The following is a 21577-nucleotide window of genomic DNA, read 5'->3' on the forward strand; positions in this document are numbered from 1 at the left end:
CCACGGAAATCCGCGGCCGCTGCATACAAACGTCTAAAGAGCGCCCCTACCAGGGCAGGGAAAATGTTTTCACATAGGTGAAGCACTTCATGGCTTCGATCACACCTTCTTTGATGCCCAACCCTGAATCTTTGATGCCGCCGAAGGGCGAGCTTTCGATCCGGTAACCCGGCACTTCGTTGATGTTGACCGTTCCCATCCGCAGGTTTTTCACTGCGTAGAGTGCCTTCTCCATGTCTTTTGTAACGATACCGGAGGAAAGACCGTAGGCCGTGCTGTTCGCCAGTTGCACCGCGTCTTCCAGGTCCCTGACCTTTATCACGGGCGCCAGGGGGCCGAAGGATTCCTGCACCACCATTTGCGCGTTGCGGGGAACGTCGGTGATAACGGTCGGCTCCAGCAAAGCACCATTGCGGCGGCCGCCGATGCGCACTTTCGCGCCCTGGGCTACGGCTTTCGCCACGACGTCTTCTAGATATTTTGCCGCTGGCTCGTCGATTACCGTGCCTACGCGGGTTTCCGGCAGATGGGGATCTCCGGCCAGGTATTCTTTCGTTTTCTCGATCAGTTTTTCCACGAACTGGTTATGGATGCTTTCCTGCACGAGGATGCGCTTCACCGCCGTGCAACGCTGCCCGGAATTGCGATACGACCCTTCGGCCGCCAATGTTACCGCCAGGTCCATGTCCGCATCTTCCAGCACGATCAGCGGATCGTTGCCACCCAGCTCAAGGATCACTTTCTTGTACCCGGCCTGTTTTGCAATATGTTTACCCACCGCCACGCTGCCTGTAAACGACACCAGTTCCACGCGCGGGTCCGTCACCAACACTTCCGCCACTTCGGCCGTGGGGCCTAGCAGTACGCTCAGCATGGCCGGCGGCAATCCCGCTTCATACAACAACTCTACCAACCGGATGGCGGTGAGCGGCGTTTTTTCCGAAGGTTTCAGGATAACGGGCGTTCCGGTAGCGATGGCCGGCGCGATCTTGTGCGCCACCTGGTTCAGCGGGTGGTTGAATGGCGTTATCGCCACGGCGAGCGTCAGCGGCTCGCGGGTGGTGAAGATCTTGCGGGCCTTGCCCTGCGGGGAAATGTCGCAGGAAAAGATCTGGCCGTCGTCTTTCAGCGATTCCAGCGCCGCAAAATGCAGCACGTCGCGCGCGCGGCCTACTTCGTAACGCGCTTCGCGGATGGCAAGCCCAGACTCGGAAGTGATCAGCCGCGCAAATTCCTCTTTCCTTTCTTCCAGCAATTGCCGCGCTTTATCGAGCACCGCAAAGCGCTCGTAACGGGTCTGCCGCACCCCGGCCGAAAGCCCCGCCGCAATGGCTGCGTCAGTATCCCGGCGCGACGCGAGCGCCACGGTGCCGGCCAGCCGGCCGTCGTACGGACTACGGACTTCCAGCACCTGCGCAGCATGAACGGGCTGCCCGGCGATGTATCCGGTTAGTGAAAGGGTAGCCTCTGGGGCGATGGTATTTGACATATAATATCAGTTGAGCGTTGTACCGTTAACGGTAAAATCGAATACGTCGAAATTGCGGGGGTCGCCACCGGCTTTGCTGCGGTAGGCGGGGGTGAGAGGGTGAGAGATGAGCAGCGGCACCATTTCTTCGTAACGGCCGCCGTGCGAGCGAAGTCCGGAATCGAGGGCGGAAAGATCGTGGTGCGCGGGGGTACGGCCCACCACTACGTCGCGGGCAGAGAGCACCACGAGGTCGGCGATACGGTCTGCCGGTTGTTCCAGCAGGCGAACGGCCATCTCGCGGTTATGCACTTCCGTGATGCCGGGTTGCGCCTGGAGCCACGCCGCCACTTCCGTTTCACTGACGTTTTCCGGAAGGTGGACGGCCACGTAGGAACCGAGGGCGCCGTGGTGTTTCACATACGGGTCGGTGATGGGGCAGATTACACGGAAGCCTTCGCCGAATTGCTTTGTGAGCATCGTTTCCACATACAGCACGTTGGGCGTGCCGTCGGCCTTTTGCTTGGCATTCATGCCATGGTCGGCTGTTGCGCCAATTACAGCGCCTGCCGCCAGGAGCCTGCCTAGCTCATGGTCGATGGCTTCGTAGAAGGCCAGCGATGGACCGTCTTCCGGGGCGAACGTATGTTGCATATAGTCGGTGAGCGAAAGGTAGAGGAAGTCGGCCATTCCCTTTTCGATAAGGGCTACGCCGGCGCGCAGCACGAAAAGGCTGGCGTCTGCGCTGTAGATCGCGGGGGTGGGGAGGCCGAGCACGGTTTCGACATTGCCGATGCCGTGGGTGGCTTCCTGGGCCTGGTTGGCTTTTTCAGCCGAAAAGGCGATGCCGGTCATTTTATGGCTGAGGATGTCGCGCAGCTTCTCTTTGGCCGTCACTACGGCCACTTTGCGGCCTGCGTTGGCTGCGGCGGCGAGGATGGTTTCCGACCGGAGGTATTCGGCGGAATTCATCATCACTTCCGCCTGTCGGTCGGTATCGAAAAAGAAGTTCCCGCAGATGCCATGCACGGCCGGCGTAACACCGGTTACGATGGAGGAGTTATTCACGTTGGTGAAGGACGGCAGCGCCCCGCGGACCATGCCCCGGTAACCAGACAAAGTCATTTTTTTGAGGTTCGGCATGCGGTCGTGCGCAAGGGTAATATCCAGGTATTCGTCGGCCGAGCCGTCGAGGCAGATAACAACAACCGGCTGGGCGGGAGGTGTGTAGGTTTTGCCGTTTACGGTGAAGGAGCGGGTAGAGATTGACATATGACTGAGTTTATAAATGCTAACTTTTGAGTAGTAAAAGTAAACATTTTTCACAAAGTCATTTGTTAATTTTTAAAGAAAATTTTAAAGTCAACGGGGGATTATTTTTCGTTTTCCTGGAAGAAGTAGACTACGAGGAGCAGGGCGGTATCGTCGCCGATATTGGAGGGTTTGTGGCCGAGGCGGCCATCGAAAAAGATGGAATCGCCGGATTCGAGGATGTATTTTTCGTTATTGATGAGGTATTCCACTGTTCCCTGGATCACGTATTTATATTCATACGCATCGGTTTTGACGATTTGGTTGCGCCGGGCGCCGGGTTTCAGTTCAAGCAGGACGATATCGGTGGGGCCGCCTTTGATGTTGCGGGTAAGGACTCTCTTATAGAAAAATCCCTTGGCGTTCTCCTTTTCGAAACCCTGGTATTGATCTTTCTTAATTATAAGCACTTTGGCGGCTTGTTTGTTCTGGTTGATATCGTTGAAGAACTCGTTCATATCCAGGTTGAGGGCGCGGATGATGTTGACAAGCACGAGCAGGGAAGGTACCGTACGGTTGTTTTCGATCTGGGAGATGAGGCCCTTGCTCACGTCGGCCTTGTCGGCCAGTTCCTGCACCGTGATGCCTTTTGATTTCCGCTTCTCCTTGATTTTATTGCTGATCTGAATGATGATATCTTCCTGCATACCCTGACTTTTTACCTGGATGAATTTCGCTGATTTAGCGCGTTATTCCCGCCAAATTAGCTATTTTAAGGCAATATCCCGTGATAGAAAACCTTACTTTTGCCAAAATTTCATCATATGTTCAGTATCGACCAAATCGTTACCGTCAGCTTTACCCTTTTTGCTGTGATCGACATCCTGGGGTCTATCCCGGTTTTGTTGTCGTTGAAGGAGAAAATCGGCGAGATCAATGCGGTGAAGGCCACATTGGCTTCGGGCATATTAATGGTGGCGTTCCTGCTAGGCGGCAAGGCGTTCCTGAACCTGATGAGCGTGGACCTGCAATCCTTTGCGGTGGCAGGTTCTATCGTGATTTTCATTATCGGCCTGGAAATGATCCTGGGGATTGAATTTTTCAAGAGCAGCGACCAGGACACCAAGACCGGGAGCCTCGTCCCCATTGCGTTTCCGTTGATCGCGGGGTCGGGGACGCTCACTACCATCATGTCACTGAAAGCCGACTTCGGCGATTACAACATCCTGGCGGGCATCGTGGTGAACCTGATCATCATCTACGTGGTGCTGCGGTCGCTGAGCTACATCGAGCGGATTTTAGGGAAAGCCGGGCTGATGGTGCTGCGCAAGTTCTTCGGCGTGATCCTGTTGGCTATTGCGGTGCGCATTTTCAAGAGCAACATCGGCACTTTATAAAATTCTTCCTAAATATTCATTTTTCCATTACATTTGCATTCCTTCAAAAGTACTGGCCTCGTAGTACAATGGATAGTATAAGAGTTTCCGAAGCTCCAGATACAGGTTCGATTCCTGTCGAGGCTACCACCAGATACCCGCAAACAAGCTTTTACCAGCGTTTGCGGGTTTTTCTTTTTAAGCGGTGGTCACTTTCGTGGTCAGATTTTAGGGGATCTTCCGGATGCAGTCGAATTGGCGTCTTGCCCAGTCAGACCGCAGGATCTTTTCCCCACCATATTCCCGTCTGGCCCACGGCGTAAAAAAGGAACTCCCTGCCATCCGGGGAGTCCCTTTTTCGTGTATCGCTGCCGTTCGCTGGTGGCAGACATAAAAGAAAAACGGCGCCTGCTCTGCAACAGGCGCCGTCGGGTTATGACAAAGGAAAATATAGGCTTAGTTCTGTTTGAGCGCTCCCTGGGAGCGGTCGATTTGCTGCTGCGGGATCGGCAGAATGGCGTCCTTTGCTTCGAAAGTGATACCTGCAAAAGATGAAAGGATACCGCCTTCGAAAGCGGAGTAGCTTTCGATCGTTTGCTTGGCTATGCCCCACCGCACAAGGTCATAGAATCGGTGCCCTTCCAGCGCTAACTCCAGCCGCCGCTCGAACCGGACCGCATTTCGCGCAACATCCTGGTTGGCAAACGAAGCGTAAGGTTGAACATTGTACTGAGCGGCCCTCGCGATTATATCATTTTTCGGATCAGCCGTCGGGGACTCCCGGATTCTCATTTCACGCCCATCCAGTTTGGCGGCCCGCCGGCGCACGTGGTTCACAAGCGCCAAAGCAGCGTCCAGGTCATTGGCTTCAACATAGCATTCCGCAGCCATCAGGTATACGTCGGCCAGACGGATGATATTTACGTTCAGGCTGGTGATGTACGGCGCACCGGCAACGGTTTGCGTTCCGCGGGCAGATGCGTCTACCATGTGTTTCACGCCTACAAAAGGACCGGCATATGCCGGGTCACGGATCCAGCTGTCACCCGGCATGGTGTCCCAATCCCGGTACATAACACCTCTGCGGCCTACGGTGTAGTCAAGGCGCGGATCAAATGCCAACATGGTATCAACGCGGTATCTAGTTTTTGGGGCTCCGTTAAGTCCGTAATCCGACAAATACGGATCGGTCCGGTACGAACCGTCGAGCATAGGCAAGCCTGCGGGTGTTACCTTGAAAGAGTTCACCAGGTCGAAAGTGGGTTGGTAGAACCCACAGCAGGAAACAGGGGCATTACCATAAAATCCGCCAAGCATATCTCCCACATTCGCGTTATCGCCGCTTCCATCCGGGTTGATGGCATGCTGCGCAGCGAAAATGGTCTCGGGACCGTTTTCCCTGTTCACATCAAAGTTGTCCGTAAACGGCATGTTCTCTAATGCTCCCCTGGCTGCGATCACCGTCGTGAAGAAAGGCAATGCTTCGGCGTGTTTGTTTTGATACAACAATACTTTCCCCATATATGCCTGGGCAGCCACTTTGCTGGCGCGGCCGAGGTCCGATTCGTTAACCCAGGCCGGAGGCAAGTTGTCGATGGCAAACTGAAGGTCCGCCTGGATCATCGGCCAAACCTCTTTATCGTTGGGTACCAGGAGTGCCGATTCAGGGGTCATGGACTCGTCAACGTAAGGTATTTTCGCGAAAACCCTGCGGAGGAAAAAGTAGTAGTGCGCGCGGAGGAAACGGGCTTCCGCTTCCACTTCTTTCGCGCGTGTATCGGAGAGTTTATCTCCAGAACCGCCCTGCACCACTTTCAGAAGCTTAAGGGTATTGTTGCAACGTGCGATCCCTTCATAATACCGGTTCCACATGATGTCGGTATTATCATTCGCGTTCGACACGGTATGTAGTTCTACCTCGTTCATGTTTGGCTGGTCACCGGCGTTAGAACCTTTGTGCGCGTTATCGGCGCCCACCTCCCCAAATAACCACTGGCTGGGAGCGGAGGAATAGTTGCCCCATGTGCCGCTAACATTTCCGTTGACAAGGCCATATGCGCCCGTGAGCATCCCTTCAACACCCCTGGCGGAGGTGATCTGGTCCTGGGTCAATTCGCCCTGCGGGTTCTTCTCCAGAAAGTCCGCGCCGCAGGAGCCCAATACGGTAGCGCATGCCACTAATATGATGCTGTGAATCCTTTTCATGTTCAAAATTCTTTTAGATTAGAAACCTGCACTGAAACCAATGATAAACTGCCGGGCTACCGGGTACACGCCGAAGTCAACCCCCAAAGCCGAGAAGGTGGAGTTGGTCTGGCTTACTTCAGGATCGAGGCCAGTGTATTTAGTCAGCGTAAACAGATTAGAAGCACCACCATATACACGGAGTGTACGCATGTTACCTTTGAACCAGTTATCTACTTTGAAGTTGTAACCGATTTGGAGATTCTTCATGCGGAAATAACTACCGTCCTGTACATAATAACCGGAAGACGCCAGCTCATTATTAGAGGCTTTCCTATTAGGCGTGTGGATCCGGGAACCAGTGTTGGTGGGCGACCAGCGATCCAGCATCCGCACGCTGGCGGTACCGTCAAATGAGCTGAAATCCGTAAAGTAACGGGTGGCTTCAAACAGGTCATTGCCCTGCGAACCGTTGAAGAACATCGACAGGTCCCAGTTCTTGTACTTGGCGTTGATGCCGAAGCTGTACAGGAAGTCGGGGTGCGGATTGCCGATAACAGTACGGTCGTCGGGAGTGATCTGGCCATCGCCGGTTACGTCCAAGTATTTCGGACCGCCAACGCGGGCGCCGTCATATTTCGGGCTCTTGGCGAGGTCTTCCGCACTGGAATAAACACCATCCCATTTGTAGCCGAAGAAAGAACCGAAGGGCTCACCCGGCCGGAGGAGCGTCGTCTGCAAGCTTCGGAAATTCCCATAAATTTGCTCTTTCACGGAAGGCGCCAATGAAACTACCTGGTTCACGTTGCGGGAAACGTTTACGTTTACATCCAGCTTAAAAGGTTTGTTTTCACGCTGGCCATAGTGGTAACCCACCCCTACTTCGATACCGGAGTTCTTCATGTCGCCAATGTTCACGAACGGAGCCGCACCTTGACCGATGGCTGCGGCGGGCAGCGGAACAGGATACAACATGTCTGTGGTTTTACGGCTATACCAGTCGATGGCACCGTCGAACTCGCCATCCAGCAGGGTGAAGTCGAGACCAATGTTGAACGATTTCAACTCCTCCCATTTGATCTCGGTGTTTTTATACGCTTTTTGCCAAACCCCGGATGTCACATTTTTCCCGTTGTAAGGATAGAAAGCATTGGCGATAAGGCTTTCGTAGCGGTCGATGTACTGGAAACCCGGTATGCGCTGGTTACCGGTCACACCATAACCTGCACGCAGCTTCAGGTCAGTGAACACTTTGCTCCCTTTCATGAAGTCCTCTTCAGACAAACGCCAGGCAACGCTACCCGCTGGGAAGGTACCGTAGCGGTTGTTCTTGCTGAAGTTGGAGGAACCGTCGCGGCGCACCGTGAGGCTCACCAGGTAGCGGTCGCGGTATGCATAATCGGCGCGGCCGAAGATGGAAAACAGCGAACCTACGCCGCCGCTGGAATTGTTATTGATGTTGGAAGAACCCGCGGGCAGATAGTAGTAATCCGGCAGGCCCAGCAGGAAGTAATCGTTACGGCCGGCAGACAGGAACCTGTTGCGCGACTGGAACGCCTCTGTACCACCCATCACTGTCAGGGCGTGCACATTTGCTACTTCCCATTTGTAGGTGAGGGTGTTGGTCCAGGTCCATTCGGTATTGAAGCCCTGGTTTTCCGACATACCGTTCGCCTCGCTGCCTTCGGCGAATTCGAGGTTAGGATAGTTGTAGGAAACGCCGCTATAGTTTTCGTAACGGATACCGAATGAAGTTTTGGCGACCAGACCTTTGATGATGTCCACTTCTCCGAAAACGTTTCCGAAGAAGAAGTTGCGTTTCTGGATGTTGTCTTTTGCGCGATAGAGCATGGCGAGGGGATTCTGCGCGTTGCCGAGCTTGTCGCCGCGGCTACCTGCGAAGTTGCCCATAATGTCGTACACGGGAATAATTACGGGGATACGGTAAGCGAAGCCCAAAGCGCTGCCTTCGCCCTGGTAGTCGCCGGAAACGTTGGGGTTTACGCCGACGCCCACAAACTCCTCGTAGCTGTACTGCATGTTTTCGCCGAAGCGGAAACGGTTATTGAAGGCGTTGAACCGCGTGTTGGCGCGGGCGTTATACCGCTTATAGCCGGTATGTTTGATGGTCCCTTCCTGGCCGAGGTAACCTGCTCCAATGGCGTAGGTGGCGTTTTCGCCGCCGCCGTTGACACCCAGCTGCACGTTGCGGATGGGGGCATTGTCGGTAATCTCGTCAAACCAGTTGGTACCTTGCTGGTTGGCTTTCGTGATCTGGTAGAAGTTAGATAGCGACCTGCTGTAGTTGTATTTGGAAGGATCAGCGTCGGCGGCAGTTACTTTCTGGCCCGTTACTTTACCGGCTACCAGGTATTCCGGCAGGGTGGGCGTGGCGCCGGTGCCATAGTTGGTGCCGGTGGTGCCCTCCTCGCCGGGGTTCTGCCCCGAGTTCCTGAATGCCTCATACACGTACTCGGCGTATTGTTGAGGGTTCATCATTTTGGGGAACTGGTTCTTGTTGGGAACCTGCGTACCAAAATAAGAGCTCAGGTTGATCCTCGGCGGCCCTTTCACGCCCTGGCGGGTCGTGATGATCACAACGCCGTTGTTGGCGCGCGCACCGTAGATGGATGCAGACGACGCATCCTTCAGCACCTGCATGGTTTCGATATCGTTCTGGTCGAGCCAGGATAGCTTGCCTTCGTAAGGCACACCGTCGATAACGAAGAGCGGATCGTTGTTGTTGATGGTGGAGAAACCGCGAATGCGGATCTGGGGCGTAGCGCCGGGGGCGCCATCGCTGATGATCTGCACACCGGTGGCTTTACCCTGGAGCGACTCCACCGGGCTGGCCACGGGCTGTTGCTTCATCTGGTTAACGTTCACCACGGCCACGGCCCCGGTGAGGTCTTTTACCCGTTGCGTGCCGTAACCCGTTACCACTACTTCGTCGAGCGAAGTGTTGGAAAAGGCCAGCGAAATGTTATATGTTTTGCCCGCTTCCACAGTGATTTCCTGGGCGGTGAAACCGATGCTGGATATCACAATAACATCGCCTGCATTGGCCTGCAGCGAAAACTCACCGTTTTCGTTTGTAACGGTACCTTTTGTCGTGCCTTTGATCTGAACTGCAGCACCGGGAACAGGCTGCTGGTCTTGTTCACTGATAACTTTGCCTTTCACCGTTTGCACCTGTTGAAAATACAGGCCGGAGGCTACCGTTGCATGAACATAAATGGGACCGGAAAGGGTGGAAATTAGGAAAAAGGTTCCGCTAATCGCTTTTGTCAAAAAAGCAATATTCCTCTTTTTTTCATATTTTTGATGCGTTATAGTTCAGCGAAGATTTTTGAACTGTATCTCGGCAAAGCTTCTCCCAGCTTAGCCTGCCGGCAATACTCCCATATTGCCGGTTTGTTTTGGTAAACCTATTTATTTGTCATAACATGGGATTTTAAAGGTGAATAAAATGCCGCGTACACGGCATAACCGTCTACATCCGGTTCAAACAGGCATACGTCTGCAGATACGAGCCTGTCGTCGGTTTTTAGAATGGACAATTAAAATTTGGATTGAACGAACGTGGTTCAATAATATCGATTCGAATTTTGGTTTTCTAACTTGTTGAGCCGGTTCCCATAACCTGATTTTTAGTGATGGACATTTTCTAACCTGACAATTGTTCTGATTCCGGCACGTTGCTGGGATGATAGAATGGCGGAGGGTTAATGCATGTCTTTACATGCGTTTCCAGTAACGGTGGAATATTTCTCGTTTAAATGATATTGGTATATGTTAAAAGTACATGATCTTTTAATCAAATCCAAGCACTGACGTAAATTCTTCTGTTAGATTTTTAAAGATTAAACTGTTAAGTGACAAACGTGGAATGCAGGAAAAACCCGCCCCAACCAAAGACGACGGCGCAACGCGCAAAGAGTACCATCCCGCCGGAAAAAAAGTTTCCATATCCAACCCTGAGTATGCCTGTATTGTTTTCTAAGCAAAACCCTTTCTCATGAAACGCACCTACCGCAAAGCGGATATGCCTGCAGCAGACATCCGCCGCCTGCTGGAACCCGGCCCCATCGTGCTGGTAAGCTCCCGCTGGCAAAACCGGAACAACATCATGACGATGGGATGGCACTGCGTCCTGGAATTCTCCCCCTCCCTCATCGGTTGCATGATCACCGCCGATAACCACAGCTTCACCATGATCGACAAAAGCGGGGAATGCGTCATCAACATTCCCACCGCCGACATGATCGATACCATTATAGGCATCGGCAACACTTCCGGTCGGCGCATCAACAAATTCAAAAAATTCAACCTCACCCCCGGCGAATCAAATACCATTTCCGCGCCCCGCATCGAAGAATGTTACGCACATTTCGAGTGCCGGGTTGCCGACAGGAAAATGCTGGCGAAATATAATTTCTTTATTTTGGAAGTCCTGAGCGCACAGGCGGCCGTTTGGCCCAGGTTCCCCCGCACCGTGCATTATCGCGGCAACGGCGTGTTCATGGAATCGGGCCGCAACATCGCCATGCCTGAAAAGTTCAGGCCCGAAAATCTTTAATCGTCTATGGAGCATCAGTTTTTTCTCTTTATCCTGCTGGTCATCTTCATCCAGGGGCTCGTCATGCTTTCTCAAAAGATCCGCGTAGCCTATCCCATCGTGCTGCTGCTGGGCGGCCTGGCGCTTTGCACCGTGCCGGGCGTTCCCGCCATCGCCATCGAGCCGGACTACATCTTCGTTATTTTCCTGCCGCCATTATTGTATGAAGCGGCGTGGTATACTTCATGGAAAGACCTCTGGCGCTGGCGCCGCATCATCGGCACGTTCGCCTTCCTCATGGTGATCGTGACCTCGCTGGTGGTTGCCTGGGTCAGCAGTTCGTTCCTCCCCGGATTCACCATGGCGCTGGGTTTCCTGCTGGGCGGCATCGTGTCGCCGCCGGATGCGGTGAGCGCTACCTCGGTGCTGAAATACGTGAAAGTCCCCAAGCGGCTGTCTGCCATCATCGAAGGCGAAAGCCTGCTGAACGACGCGTCGAGCCTCATCGTTTTCCGGTTTGCCCTGATTGCGGTCGACAGTGGCCGCTTCGTGTTCCAGGAAGCCGCCATCAGCTTCGCGGTGGTGATCGTGATGGGGATCACGATCGGTCTGGCCGTGGCCGTGATTTATTATTTCCTGCATAAAAAACTGCCTACTTCAGCGAATATGGACATCGTGCTCACGCTCACCGCGCCTTATGTGATGTACTTGACGGCGGAGATGTTCCACTTTTCGGGCGTGCTCGCGGTGGTCAGCGGCGGACTGTTCCTCTCTCACCGCCGCCACCAGTTCCTGTCGGCCACGAGCCGGTTGCGGGGATCAACGGTCTGGAGCGCGCTGGCCTTCGTACTGAACGGGCTGGTATTTCTGCTGATAGGGCTCGAGATGCCGGTGATCGTCAGGGAGCTGGGAGCGGTTTCGATCATGAGCGCGATCGGGTACGGCGTACTGATCACGGCGGTGCTGATCGTGACGCGGCTGGCGTGTACGTACTTCGCGTCGGTGTTTACGGTTTTTATCAGCCGGTTTATCACCACGGCGGATCCGAGCCCGGGCTGGAAAGGGCCGCTCATTTTCGGCTGGGCGGGGATGCGCGGCGTGGTGTCACTGGCCGCGGCTTTGTCGATCCCTTTGCATTTTCCGCAGCGCAACCTGATTCTCTTTATCACTTTCACCGTGATTCTGCTGACGCTCGTGGTGCAGGGGCTGACGTTGCCGTGGCTGGTAAACCGGCTGGACATGGAAGACGCGGATCATCCGGCGCCGCCGGAACAGCAGGACCATGCCGTTCGGGCGCAACTGGCGGAGGTGGCGATCCGGCATATCGATAACCATTATGGGCAGGAATTACCGGCCAACGCGCCCTTGCAGCAATTGCGATCCCGCTATGTGGCCGAGGCGGAAGCGGGGGAGATGTGGAAGGAGGGGACCATGTGCTGTACCGGAAGGCGGCGCTGGCCGTGCTGGAAGCGCAGCGCCGGCACCTGCAGGCGCTGGAGGCGGGTTCGTTCAGTACAGATGACGGCGTGATCCGCAAATACCAGGGATTGCTGGACCTGGAGGAGGAAAAGCTGCGGCTGAAAACGGCGACGATCGAAGGTGAATAGTGCATAAAAAAACCGGCTTCTTTACCCCGAAAACGGGCCGGACGCATCTATTAATAGAGATCAACCGAAATTATTCACCAGCCAATCCCTGTAATTGAAGTATGCATCCAGGTTTTCACCATCTGAAAAACCGATATGCCATCGCTGGGTAGCCCTTCCGCCGGGCGCTACACCGGAGTGTTGTCTAAAGAGCACATCCGGTTACTGACCTGGCTGGAACGCAGCGGCATGTGCACCCGGGAAGAAGCCCTGGCCGGGAGCGCACTCGGCGCCGATGCAGCGTTGATGGTGTTAATGCAATTGGAACGGCATTATTTAGCGCAGGAAACCGCCGGGCTCCTGCGCATCACGGTCGAAGGGAGCGCGCTGCTCACCTCGCTGGGCCTGGGCCTGAGCAGCCTTCACACCTACATCCCCACCGGATCACTCCCCGAATTCGAACAGCGCTGGCTCGAAAGTATGGCCCTCCAATATCGCGAACATTACCACGCCGCCTGGCTCAACACCCTTCGCTGCCTGAAATTCTGGAGCTGGATCCGCCATCCCCGCTCCCGCAAATACCGCCGCAAACGCAAACCCGTCAAACAATACATCACCCTTCTCATCCATGACCTCCTCTTCCACCACCTGCCACCCGTTTTTCCGCCAGGATACGTATACCTGGAAGAGTCCCCCTCCTTCCTCCTGGACTACATCGCCGAAAGAGACACCGACCCCGTGCCCCGTTATTCGCTCGCGGAGTTCCTCCGGCTAAAAGACCTCTTCTTCCACCACGAGCGCTACAGCATGATGTACTTGCTGGAGGCCCGCCATTACCGCGCGCAACATTTCAGGCTCAACATGCGGAATATCTACCGGTACTTCCTCCTGGAAACACGCCCACACCGCAAAACCGTGGCGCCACCGCCACCGCCGCCCGGAACAAAGCGCCTCCCGGAACTGGTCCACACCGATGCGGAAGATATCCGCCACATCCCCCAGGATTACTGGCCGTTGCAAATCCCCTGCGCCGCGAAACATTTTTTCCGCGACAACACCCACGACCGCATCAGCCAGGTTATCCACGTAGCTCCGTTCACCATCCGCATCCACGACGTCGTCACCCGCGCGCCCCTGCAGCTGGCGCCCGTTCCATCGCAGGAAGCCTGCTGCTCGCTGCAGGTGCTGCAACGCGTAAAGCCCGGTGAATCATCCGAAAAACTGGCCTTCTTCGGATGCGGATCCCGGCAGGAATCAGACGCTTTCGGGCAATTTCATCTGCTGCCGGCTGAGGTGTATTATTGCGCGTTCCGGTTGGACGTTGGCCCGGAAGACCTCGTCCGCCTTTCCGCCACCTGGCCACAGCTTTCCCCGCTCGCCGGCAAAGCAGCCGCCTGGCTGCATGGCGTTCAACCCGCCATCCCCCTCCGTGCCAACGAGCTGGTAAATATGCTTTTATCCCAGGTGCTGCATTGCACTTACATCGGCGACGTGGCGGAATGTTTTTTACGACGTATTTGCCTCGACCTCCTGCTGACGGCCGCAGTTCAAAGCAACATAAACGCCAGCAAACGGCGCATACGACTCACTCCCACCGATAAACTTGCGCTGCAGGAAATTTTCACCCAGGCGAGGCACGACGTCGGCCTGCTCGCTGACCCGCACTTACTGACCGACAACTTCCACATCAGCCGGTATAAATTCCTGAACGGATTTCTCCAGGAATTCGGCATATCCCCCAAAGATTACCAGCAAATGCTGGTGATGCACCACGCCTTCCATCTACTGCACCGCCACGGCAAATCCATGATCATCACCGCCATCCGGTGCGGGTTCGAAACAACGGCCGCACTGCGCAGCGCCTTTATCCGACATTTCGGCGCCGATCCTTGTCATCTCGCACATATGCAATGACCATTTTGGATTTTGCTTAACAGTTGAAGGAGTATTATTGCAGCATCAATCCCAATTCATGAGAACAAGTTTACTCTGCCTGACGATCTGCTGCATCCTGCTCTCTTCCTGCGGCTCCACGCACACTTTCGATTCATCCAAGCCATTCGCCGATCTGCCGGTGGGACAAAAGAAAAAGAAACGGAAAATCCATCCCACGTACGCTTTCTCCAGCGCCGTCAAACGGTATACGAAGGAAAAAGGGCATTTCCCGTTCGATCTGCAATCGTTCGAATACCATAGCGAGTATACACGGACAGGCATGCAATCCATGCGCGATGCCGGTTTCCATTACCTGTTCATTTCCTATCAGTATCTGGATTCGATGGTGATCGATTTTGCGCATTACCCGGTGTATACACCCCATATTGACAGGGAAACCACTGTTGGCGTCGATCTTACGGGCAGGATCATTTTCACGAAAAAAGATTCAAGTATCATAGAATACCGTCAGTTCGACAAAAAAGTGAAAGGCGGGCATATACAATACACGTATCGTCCGGATACGGCTGGCCAATACCGCCGGCTGCGGTATGGTTACTGATGGAAAAGATGTAATTTGGCGCATGACCCGATTCACCGCCGTACTGAAGAAATTTGCCGACGCCGGCGACAAAACCGGCTGGACATACCTGGAAATCCCCGCTGAAATCGCGGCGAAGATCAAGCCGGGCATGAAACAATCTTTCCGGGTGAAAGGCCATCTCGACAAGCATCCAATCCAACAGACCGCTTTACTCCCGCATGGCGACGGCGTATTCATCCTGCCGGTCAACGCCGGCATGCGCAAAGGCATCGGCAAGAAGCAGGGCGCCTCCGTGCAGGTGGAGCTCGAAGAAGACATGCAGGCTTTCGCCATGAACGCTGATTTCATAGACTGCCTGGCCGACCTGCCTGCGGCGCAGGCGTTCTTCGAATCCCTCGCGCCGAGTCACCGCCGCTATTTCTCCAAATGGATCGACGACGCCAAAACCGAAGAAACGCGCGCCCGCCGCATTGCCGCTTCGCTCAACGCCCTGGAGCGGCGCATGGGGTACGGCGAAATGATCCGTTCGCTGAAGGCGGAGCGCGGCAGTTAACCTAGCTTCGTTTTTAACTTTTTCTTAGAACCGGCTGAAATATCTTACAGGAGATGAAGCAATCGCTATTCCTGTGGATGTTACTTTCATTGGCGCCGGCAGGCGCCGCGCTTGCCCAGTTGGCGCAGGGAACGGTGTTGGGCCACGATTCACTGGCGCTGCCGGGAACGGCGGTTGCCAATGTCCGAACCCGGAGCACTACGCTTACCGACGACCTGGGCCGGTTTTCGCTGCAGGCGGTTCCGGGAGATACGCTTTTGGTGCAAGCGCTGGGACACTTGCCGGCTTCGGTGGTGGTGGTGGGAATGGCGCCGCTGGTCGTTTATCTCCGTCCGCGGGTGGAGCAGCTGTCGGGTGTTGAAATCCGGCAGCGCAGCCGCCGGCAGGATTCCCTGGAAACCCGGGAGCAATTCAGGTCGGCGTTCAATTTCCGCCGGCCGCGGTTCCGGGAAGTGGTGATGGTGACGCCGGTGGGTGTGGGCGTGAATATCCATAAACTCTACAGGGCATTGTCTTTCTCCTCCAACCGTGCGAAGAGCACGTTCCGGCGGCGGCTCATTGAATATGAGCAGGCACAGTATACCAGCGGGCGGTTTACGGATTCTTTGGTAGCGCGGCACACGGGACTTCCGGCCGACAGCCTATCCCTGTTCATGAAAAGTTTTCCGCCCACGTACAAATTTGCGCTGGAGGCGCCGGATTATGATTTCATTCTTTATATCCGCCAGGCCTGTGACAGTTTCAGGCGGGGGCTCCCCCGGCCCGGCGCGTTTCGATAAAAGCGGCGATTTTCGGGAATGCGATATGGAACCAATGGGTGTATAATCCCGGTTGACTGGCGAGCTCGGCGCGGATATCAGCGAGTGAGAGGAAGCGGTGCGCCTGTACTTCTGTGGCGTCCGGGACAACGGGGCCGTTGTAAGTGCCGAGCAGCACGTGATCGAATTCATTTTCGGTGAGTCCGTTATCAAATTCGGCGCGGTAGGTGAAGCTGAATATTTCTTCGAGTGCGCAATCGAATCCCATTTCTTCGGACAGGCGGCGGTGGGCTGCGGTGTACGTGTCTTCTCCGGGAAGCTGGTGGCTGCAGCAGGTGTTGGTCCATAATCCCGCGGAGTGGTATTTATCTGCCGCGCGTTGCTGCAGGAGCATCAGGCCGTTGTCGTTGACGATAAAAACGGAGAATGCGCGATGGAGGAGCCCTTTCTGGTGGGCTTCCATTTTTTCCATAGTGCCAACGGGTTCATCATTTTCGTTGACGAGGATGACAGGGGGCAAAGGCATTTTTGTGTCGCGAAATGGTTCAGCCATAAATGTAGGCTAAGTTCCCGGAATTTTGCCATCATTTTCGGAGAGCGGTAGCATGCGTTGGCCCTGCTGCGGTGTTTTGGCAGCGGGGAAACGATTTGGGCACGCGGGGATTTGCGCCTGGGGGGACGGGTGCCTGGAAATGTGCGGACCGAAGGCGGAATTTGTCCGTCCAGGCAAATGATTCCCTGGCCCGTGTTTCGGGCGAAAGATATCAGAGGTATAAAAGGGATTGTGGTTCAGATGGATAATATCCGGGGCTCAGGCGGATATCGTAGAAGAAATCAGACAAATTAATAGCGGGCTACCTGGGCTTTCAACATTTTACGGGCGAAGTGGATACGGCTTTTAATGGTTCCTAAAGGTTCTTCCAGAATGTCAGCAATCTCGAAATACTTAAAACCGTCGAGGTACAAAATGAAGGGTTTCTTAAAAATGACGGGCAGGTTATGTACGGAGGTTTGAATGTCTTTGATTCTCAAACCGGATTCGGCCTGGTTGCCGATGATAACCTGCTGGGTGTTCAACAAAAAATCGTTGGTGGAATTGTCGAAGCAAACGTGTTGTTTCGATTTCCGGCGGTAATTATTAATAAAGATGTTGCGCATGATGGTGTAGAGCCACGCGCGGATGTTCGTGCCTGCCAGGTATTTCTCCTGGTTTGAAAGCGCTCTGAACATAGTTTCCTGATAAAGGTCTTTGGCGGATTCGGCGTCCTTGGTCAACGTTATGGCGAAGGGCTTTAGGAAGTCAGCATTGCTGAGCAATAGGGTGTTAAATTCAGCGGATGACATATTGTTTAATTTTTGTTAGACTAATTTAAACAAAATAAGACGTTACTCCAAACAATTTCCGCGATTTTTTTTCGTTGAGACTACAAAAACCACGTCATTAACAATTTAATAATCAGCATTTAGTAAAGCACAGGAAGATTACATTTACGTCTTTAAATGGCTAACGGGAGGAACAACTGTTTAAAGAAGGAAGGGTCAGGTTTAAAACAAATATTTATAAATTAAAATATAACACAAAAAGTCCACACACTGCTTAAGTATATACGCATAACTATGCCAGATGGTTTGTAATTTCGTAAAAAAATTTACAGCCTATTTTGCCCCCTGATTCCCAGCCGGCTAACATTTATATGTTATTTTTAATAAATTTGCCGATCATTTTTTGTAAACCCTTTATTGGCAGGGAGTTTGCAGAAATGCCCAAAAATTCGAGAAAGCTTTACTGAAAACTACATGAAGAAGATCTTATTGGTTCACATTTTCCTGTGTTTTTGCTCCTTTGTTGCAGTGGCGCAAGTCCCCTCGCCGGCCCAGGCCCAGCAAATGAAGGTAGAAAACCTGACTGACGAGCAAGTACGCCAGATAGTGGAGGAAATGAAGAAAAACAAGGTACAACTGGACCAAATGGACCAATTTGCCGCTGCAAAAGGCATTCCCTCGGGAGAAGTGATCAAACTGAAAGACCGCATCAAGTCGTTGAATCTGGACAAGGAACTGGTGCAGACAGCCCCCACCTCTCAGGTAGCTGCGGACCGGTCCCTGAATGATGGTACGACCGTCTCTGCCCGCGACATCCAACCCATGACCGAAGCCGAGCGTCTCCGCTCCAGGATCTACGGTGCAGAACTCTTCAACAATAAAAACCTCACTTTCGAACCTAACCTCCGCGTACCCACGCCTCCTAACTACAAACTGGCTGCGGGCGATGAAGTAGTGATCGATGTCTATGGTTATTCCGAGGTACAGCACGCCCTTAAAGTGACCCCTGAAGGATATATCCGTATCCCCAACCTTGGGCCCGTCTACATCAGCGGCCTTACCATGGAAGAAGCCCGTAACAGGATCAGCAAGCAGCTGGCCACCATTTATGGAGGTATAAAATCCGGCAACACTTTCGTGCAGGTTTCCCTCGGCAATATCCGCAGCATCCGGGTGCTGCTGATAGGCGAAGTGGTTCGTCCCGGTTCCTACACCCTGACTTCCCTATCCACCATCGCCAACGCATTATACGTTTCCGGCGGCCCCGGAGAAAACGGCTCATTCCGCGACATCCAGGTGATCCGTAACGGCAGCCCCATTGTTACTTTTGACCTCTACGACTTTCTCCGCTCAGGAGACCTCCAAAACAATATTGTTCTCCAGGACCAGGATATCGTCAAAGTAAATCCATACCAATCCCGTGTCGAGCTCTCCGGCGAGATAAAACGCCCTGCCATCTTCGAAGTGAAACAAGGCGAAACTTTGAAAGACGTGATCGATATGGCTGGCGGTTACACCGATATTTCTTATAAAGACGTTATCCGTGCCTACCGGCTCAACAATAAAGAACGTGAAATCGTGACGATCACCGCGGCCGAGGTGCCTGCTTTCACCCTCCGCTCCGGCGACAAATTCTTCATCGACGCCGTACTGAACCGCTTTTCCAACAGGGTAATGATCTCCGGTGCCGTTCGGCATCCGGGAGAATACGCGCTCGAGCAGAATATGTCCATCAAAGACCTGATCCAGAAAGCGGCCGGGCTGAAAGAAGACGCCTCCCTGAACAGGGCCATTGTTTTCAGGTTGCAGGAAGACCTTACGCCGAGTAGCAGCAGCTTCAAACTGGAAGACGTGGTTTCCGGAAAAGAAGTGATCAGCCTCCGCCGGGAAGACAGCGTGGTGATATATTCCAAAAGTAGTTTACGCGAAGAATACCAGGTGAAAGTGTCGGGCGAAGTGAACAATCCAGGTTTTTTCAAGTATTCAGACTCGCTACACGTGGAAGACCTTATTCTGATGGCCGGTGGCTTCCGTGACGCGGCATCCTTCAAAAGAGTGGAAGTCTCCCGCCGGATCCGCAGCAAGGATTATGCGCCGGGCGACTCAGCGGTTACCATCGTTGCCCAGTTTGACGTCACTTCCGACCTGGCGGCGATGTCTGGCTATTTCCTTGAACCATTCGATGAGGTATCGGTACGGCGCTCCCCGTCTTACGAAACCCAGGCGAACGTGAGCATCGAAGGTGAAGTCGTTTATCCGGGTAATTATACGATCCAGTCTTCCCGGGAAAAAATTTCGGACCTACTCCGCCGGGCAGGCGGACTGCGGACCGAAGCTTATCCCGAAGGCGCCTATCTCATGCGCAGAACATTCAACAATGCCTCCGACAGCGCCCTGCTGAATGAAAAAATGCAGATCTATTACAATAAGGTAGACACCGGTATCGAAGAAGCTTCCGTTAGAACGGAGGCCACTCGCCGTCAGCAATTGCTGGGCATCAATCTGAACCAGATTATCAAGGCGCCGGGGTCACGGTACGATCTGTTCCTCGAAGAAGGCGATATCATCAAGATTCCGAAGCAACTGCAAACGGTTCAATTGTTCGGCGAGGTCTTTTTTCCCAAGAAAGTACGGTTCGCATCCGCCTCCAATTTCCGGGAATATATCCGCAGCGCAGGCGGTTTTACCAGCAAAGCCATGAAAAAAGGCAGCTATGTAGTATATCCCAACGGGGAAGTGAAAAGCACCCGCAAAGTGCTCTTTTTCAACAGTTTTCCGAAGATCAAGCCCGGCACTGAGATTTATGTTCCGGCAAGGGGCCCACGTAAAGGATTCAGTACGCAGGAAGCAGTCGGCCTGACCACCGGCGTGGCTTCTATTGCGCTGATCATCTTTACCATTCTTAACCGGAACAACTAAACAGATGAAGTCTGTCAAAAACTGTAAATCGTTTCATGGAAACATCAAATAACAATGCCCGGTACCAGGATGGTGAGATTTCTTTCAGGGAAATCGTCCTGAAAATCAAGGGATGGTACCGCTACCTGCTGGGAAAATGGAAAATCATCCTATTGTTCGCCATTGTCGGTGCTGGTCTGGGCGTTTTTTATTCCCTGACGTCGAAGATTAAATACAAGGCAGAACTCTCTTTTGTGGTAGAAGAAAGCAAACCCAATACCCTGGGAGCTTATGCAGGCCTGGCCAGCCAATTCGGGATAGATCTTGGCTCGAGCATGGGTAGTGGTGTATTCAGCGGCGACAACATCGTAGAATTCTTGCAATCCCGGCTGATGGTGGAAAAAGCATTGCTCACTCCGGTGTTGCTGGGCGAAAAACCCCGCAGCCTGGCGGATTATTATCTCGACGTTTCCGGTCAAAGGGAACAATGGGTTAAAAACCCGGCGCTGCAACAACTACGCTTTCCAATCAACTCATCGCGACAGGGCTTCTCATTGCAGCAGGACAGTATCCTTTACGTAATCTATAAGCACATCAAGGATAACCAGCTCACCGTATCGAAACCCGACAAAAAACTGAGCTTCATCTGGGTGGAATGTAAATCCACTGATGAGCAGTTTGCCAAATTGTTTACCGAACGCCTTGTAAAAGAAGCGACGGATTTCTATATCCAGACCAAGCTGCAACGTTCGAAAACTACGGTCGATAAATTGCAGTTCAAAGCCGACTCCCTGGAAAACCTGCTGAACAGGAAAACGTATTCCGTAGCGGAATCCCAGGACCTGAACCTCAACCCCGCCCGCAACATTGCTGGCGTGCGGACGGAATTGATGGCCAGGGACAAGATCGTATTACAGACCATGTACGGCGAAGTCATTAAAAATCTTGAGCTAAGTAGGATGGCCATGGCACAGGAAACGCCCATCATTCAAATTGTAGATTCCCCCATATTACCATTAATAAAAGAGAAAACGGGAATTGTTAAAGGCGCGGTATTGGGAGGCATATTGTTCGCTTTCCTCGCCGTTTTAGCGCTTTTATTCAGACGTATTTATCAAGTAATCATGAATAACTAAATTTCAT

Annotated in this window: 16 protein-coding genes and 1 tRNA gene; 10 read left to right on the forward strand and 7 right to left on the reverse strand. The window is 53.3% G+C overall.

Annotation, left to right across the window (positions count from 1 at the left end; translation table 11 throughout):
• Positions 1 to 46: 46 nt before the first annotated feature.
• The 3 genes from phnY to WJU16_RS11190 form a co-directional block, all read right to left on the reverse strand.
• Complete coding sequence (gene phnY / locus WJU16_RS11180) at positions 47 to 1489, reverse strand: phosphonoacetaldehyde dehydrogenase (RefSeq protein ID WP_341838395.1); 1443 nt, start codon at positions 1487 to 1489, stop codon at positions 47 to 49.
• Between the two features lie 6 nt (positions 1490 to 1495).
• Positions 1496 to 2740 (reverse strand): phosphonoacetate hydrolase, encoded by a 1245-nt coding sequence (gene phnA / locus WJU16_RS11185; protein ID WP_341838396.1) that lies wholly within the window; start codon positions 2738 to 2740, stop codon positions 1496 to 1498.
• Positions 2741 to 2841: 101 nt separating this feature from the next.
• Positions 2842 to 3426 (reverse strand): XRE family transcriptional regulator, encoded by a 585-nt coding sequence (locus tag WJU16_RS11190; RefSeq protein ID WP_341838397.1) that lies wholly within the window; start codon positions 3424 to 3426, stop codon positions 2842 to 2844.
• 117 nt (positions 3427 to 3543) lie between these two features.
• Here WJU16_RS11190 and WJU16_RS11195 point away from each other — a divergent pair, with 117 nt between their 5' ends.
• The gene (locus WJU16_RS11195) at positions 3544 to 4116 is read left to right on the forward strand and encodes a MarC family protein (RefSeq protein WP_341838398.1); all 573 of its coding nucleotides are present in this window, start codon (positions 3544 to 3546) and stop codon (positions 4114 to 4116) included.
• A gap of 54 nt (positions 4117 to 4170) precedes the next feature.
• Positions 4171 to 4245: transfer RNA gene (locus WJU16_RS11200), tRNA-Arg, on the forward strand.
• Positions 4246 to 4551: 306 nt separating this feature from the next.
• Here the strand turns inward: WJU16_RS11200 and WJU16_RS11205 are convergent.
• Together WJU16_RS11205 and WJU16_RS11210 are read right to left on the reverse strand one after the other, a co-directional pair.
• Positions 4552 to 6300 (reverse strand): RagB/SusD family nutrient uptake outer membrane protein, encoded by a 1749-nt coding sequence (locus WJU16_RS11205; protein WP_341838399.1) that lies wholly within the window; start codon positions 6298 to 6300, stop codon positions 4552 to 4554.
• Positions 6301 to 6318: 18 nt separating this feature from the next.
• A complete protein-coding gene (locus WJU16_RS11210; RefSeq protein ID WP_341838400.1) occupies positions 6319 to 9570 on the reverse strand; it encodes a TonB-dependent receptor in 3252 nt (1083 codons plus the stop codon).
• Between the two features lie 727 nt (positions 9571 to 10297).
• On the opposite strand from WJU16_RS11210, the gene WJU16_RS11215 reads away from it, so the two are divergent.
• From WJU16_RS11215 to WJU16_RS11240, 6 genes are all read left to right on the forward strand, one after another.
• The gene (locus WJU16_RS11215) at positions 10298 to 10858 is read left to right on the forward strand and encodes a flavin reductase family protein (RefSeq protein ID WP_341838401.1); all 561 of its coding nucleotides are present in this window, start codon (positions 10298 to 10300) and stop codon (positions 10856 to 10858) included.
• Between the two features lie 6 nt (positions 10859 to 10864).
• Entirely contained in the window at positions 10865 to 12367 is a 1503-nt protein-coding gene (locus WJU16_RS11220) for a Na+/H+ antiporter (protein ID WP_341838402.1), read from the forward strand.
• 212 nt (positions 12368 to 12579) lie between these two features.
• Entirely contained in the window at positions 12580 to 14337 is a 1758-nt protein-coding gene (locus WJU16_RS11225) for a helix-turn-helix domain-containing protein (RefSeq protein WP_341838403.1), read from the forward strand.
• A 58-nt stretch (positions 14338 to 14395) separates the two neighbouring features.
• Positions 14396 to 14920: a hypothetical protein gene (locus WJU16_RS11230; RefSeq protein WP_341838404.1), complete on the forward strand. Its 525-nt coding sequence runs from the start codon at positions 14396 to 14398 to the stop codon at positions 14918 to 14920.
• A gap of 22 nt (positions 14921 to 14942) precedes the next feature.
• A complete protein-coding gene (locus WJU16_RS11235; protein ID WP_341838405.1) occupies positions 14943 to 15455 on the forward strand; it encodes a YdeI/OmpD-associated family protein in 513 nt (170 codons plus the stop codon).
• A 53-nt stretch (positions 15456 to 15508) separates the two neighbouring features.
• Positions 15509 to 16234: a carboxypeptidase-like regulatory domain-containing protein gene (locus WJU16_RS11240; RefSeq protein WP_341838406.1), complete on the forward strand. Its 726-nt coding sequence runs from the start codon at positions 15509 to 15511 to the stop codon at positions 16232 to 16234.
• On the opposite strand, the gene idi is transcribed toward WJU16_RS11240, so the two are convergent.
• Entirely contained in the window at positions 16197 to 16766 is a 570-nt protein-coding gene (gene idi, locus WJU16_RS11245; protein WP_341838407.1) for an isopentenyl-diphosphate Delta-isomerase, read from the reverse strand. The two genes, WJU16_RS11240 and idi, sit on opposite strands and share 38 nt — an antisense overlap.
• A 290-nt stretch (positions 16767 to 17056) precedes the next feature.
• The gene (locus tag WJU16_RS11250; RefSeq protein ID WP_341838408.1) at positions 17057 to 17557 is read right to left on the reverse strand and encodes an RNA polymerase sigma factor; all 501 of its coding nucleotides are present in this window, start codon (positions 17555 to 17557) and stop codon (positions 17057 to 17059) included.
• 453 nt (positions 17558 to 18010) lie between these two features.
• Here WJU16_RS11250 and WJU16_RS11255 point away from each other — a divergent pair, with 453 nt between their 5' ends.
• Positions 18011 to 20455, forward strand: coding sequence for an SLBB domain-containing protein (locus WJU16_RS11255; protein WP_341838409.1), 2445 nt, complete (start codon positions 18011 to 18013; stop codon positions 20453 to 20455).
• Positions 20456 to 20490: 35 nt separating this feature from the next.
• A complete protein-coding gene (locus WJU16_RS11260) occupies positions 20491 to 21570 on the forward strand; it encodes a Wzz/FepE/Etk N-terminal domain-containing protein (protein WP_341838410.1) in 1080 nt (359 codons plus the stop codon).
• The last annotated feature ends 7 nt before the right edge of the window (positions 21571 to 21577 follow it).

Origin of the sequence: Chitinophaga pollutisoli, assembly GCF_038396755.1 — a bacterium.
Classification (GTDB): Bacteria; Bacteroidota; Bacteroidia; order Chitinophagales; family Chitinophagaceae; genus Chitinophaga; species Chitinophaga pollutisoli.

What these genes read in the sequence shown, in the direction of transcription:
- WJU16_RS11255 (WP_341838409.1), top strand. Translation starts at nt 18,011, where the DNA reads ATGAAGAAGATCTTATTGGTTCACATTTTCCTGTGTTTTTGCTCCTTT.
- WJU16_RS11260 (WP_341838410.1), top strand. Translation starts at nt 20,491, where the DNA reads ATGGAAACATCAAATAACAATGCCCGGTACCAGGATGGTGAGATTTCT.
- WJU16_RS11220 (WP_341838402.1), top strand. Translation starts at nt 10,865, where the DNA reads ATGGAGCATCAGTTTTTTCTCTTTATCCTGCTGGTCATCTTCATCCAG.
- WJU16_RS11230 (WP_341838404.1), top strand. Translation starts at nt 14,396, where the DNA reads ATGAGAACAAGTTTACTCTGCCTGACGATCTGCTGCATCCTGCTCTCT.
- WJU16_RS11250 (WP_341838408.1), bottom strand. Translation starts at nt 17,557, where the DNA reads ATGTCATCCGCTGAATTTAACACCCTATTGCTCAGCAATGCTGACTTC.
- WJU16_RS11205 (WP_341838399.1), bottom strand. Translation starts at nt 6,300, where the DNA reads ATGAAAAGGATTCACAGCATCATATTAGTGGCATGCGCTACCGTATTG.
- WJU16_RS11190 (WP_341838397.1), bottom strand. Translation starts at nt 3,426, where the DNA reads ATGCAGGAAGATATCATCATTCAGATCAGCAATAAAATCAAGGAGAAG.
- idi (WP_341838407.1), bottom strand. Translation starts at nt 16,766, where the DNA reads ATGGCTGAACCATTTCGCGACACAAAAATGCCTTTGCCCCCTGTCATC.
- WJU16_RS11235 (WP_341838405.1), top strand. Translation starts at nt 14,943, where the DNA reads ATGACCCGATTCACCGCCGTACTGAAGAAATTTGCCGACGCCGGCGAC.
- phnA (WP_341838396.1), bottom strand. Translation starts at nt 2,740, where the DNA reads ATGTCAATCTCTACCCGCTCCTTCACCGTAAACGGCAAAACCTACACA.
- WJU16_RS11240 (WP_341838406.1), top strand. Translation starts at nt 15,509, where the DNA reads ATGAAGCAATCGCTATTCCTGTGGATGTTACTTTCATTGGCGCCGGCA.
- WJU16_RS11215 (WP_341838401.1), top strand. Translation starts at nt 10,298, where the DNA reads ATGAAACGCACCTACCGCAAAGCGGATATGCCTGCAGCAGACATCCGC.
- WJU16_RS11195 (WP_341838398.1), top strand. Translation starts at nt 3,544, where the DNA reads ATGTTCAGTATCGACCAAATCGTTACCGTCAGCTTTACCCTTTTTGCT.
- phnY (WP_341838395.1), bottom strand. Translation starts at nt 1,489, where the DNA reads ATGTCAAATACCATCGCCCCAGAGGCTACCCTTTCACTAACCGGATAC.
- WJU16_RS11225 (WP_341838403.1), top strand. Translation starts at nt 12,580, where the DNA reads ATGCCATCGCTGGGTAGCCCTTCCGCCGGGCGCTACACCGGAGTGTTG.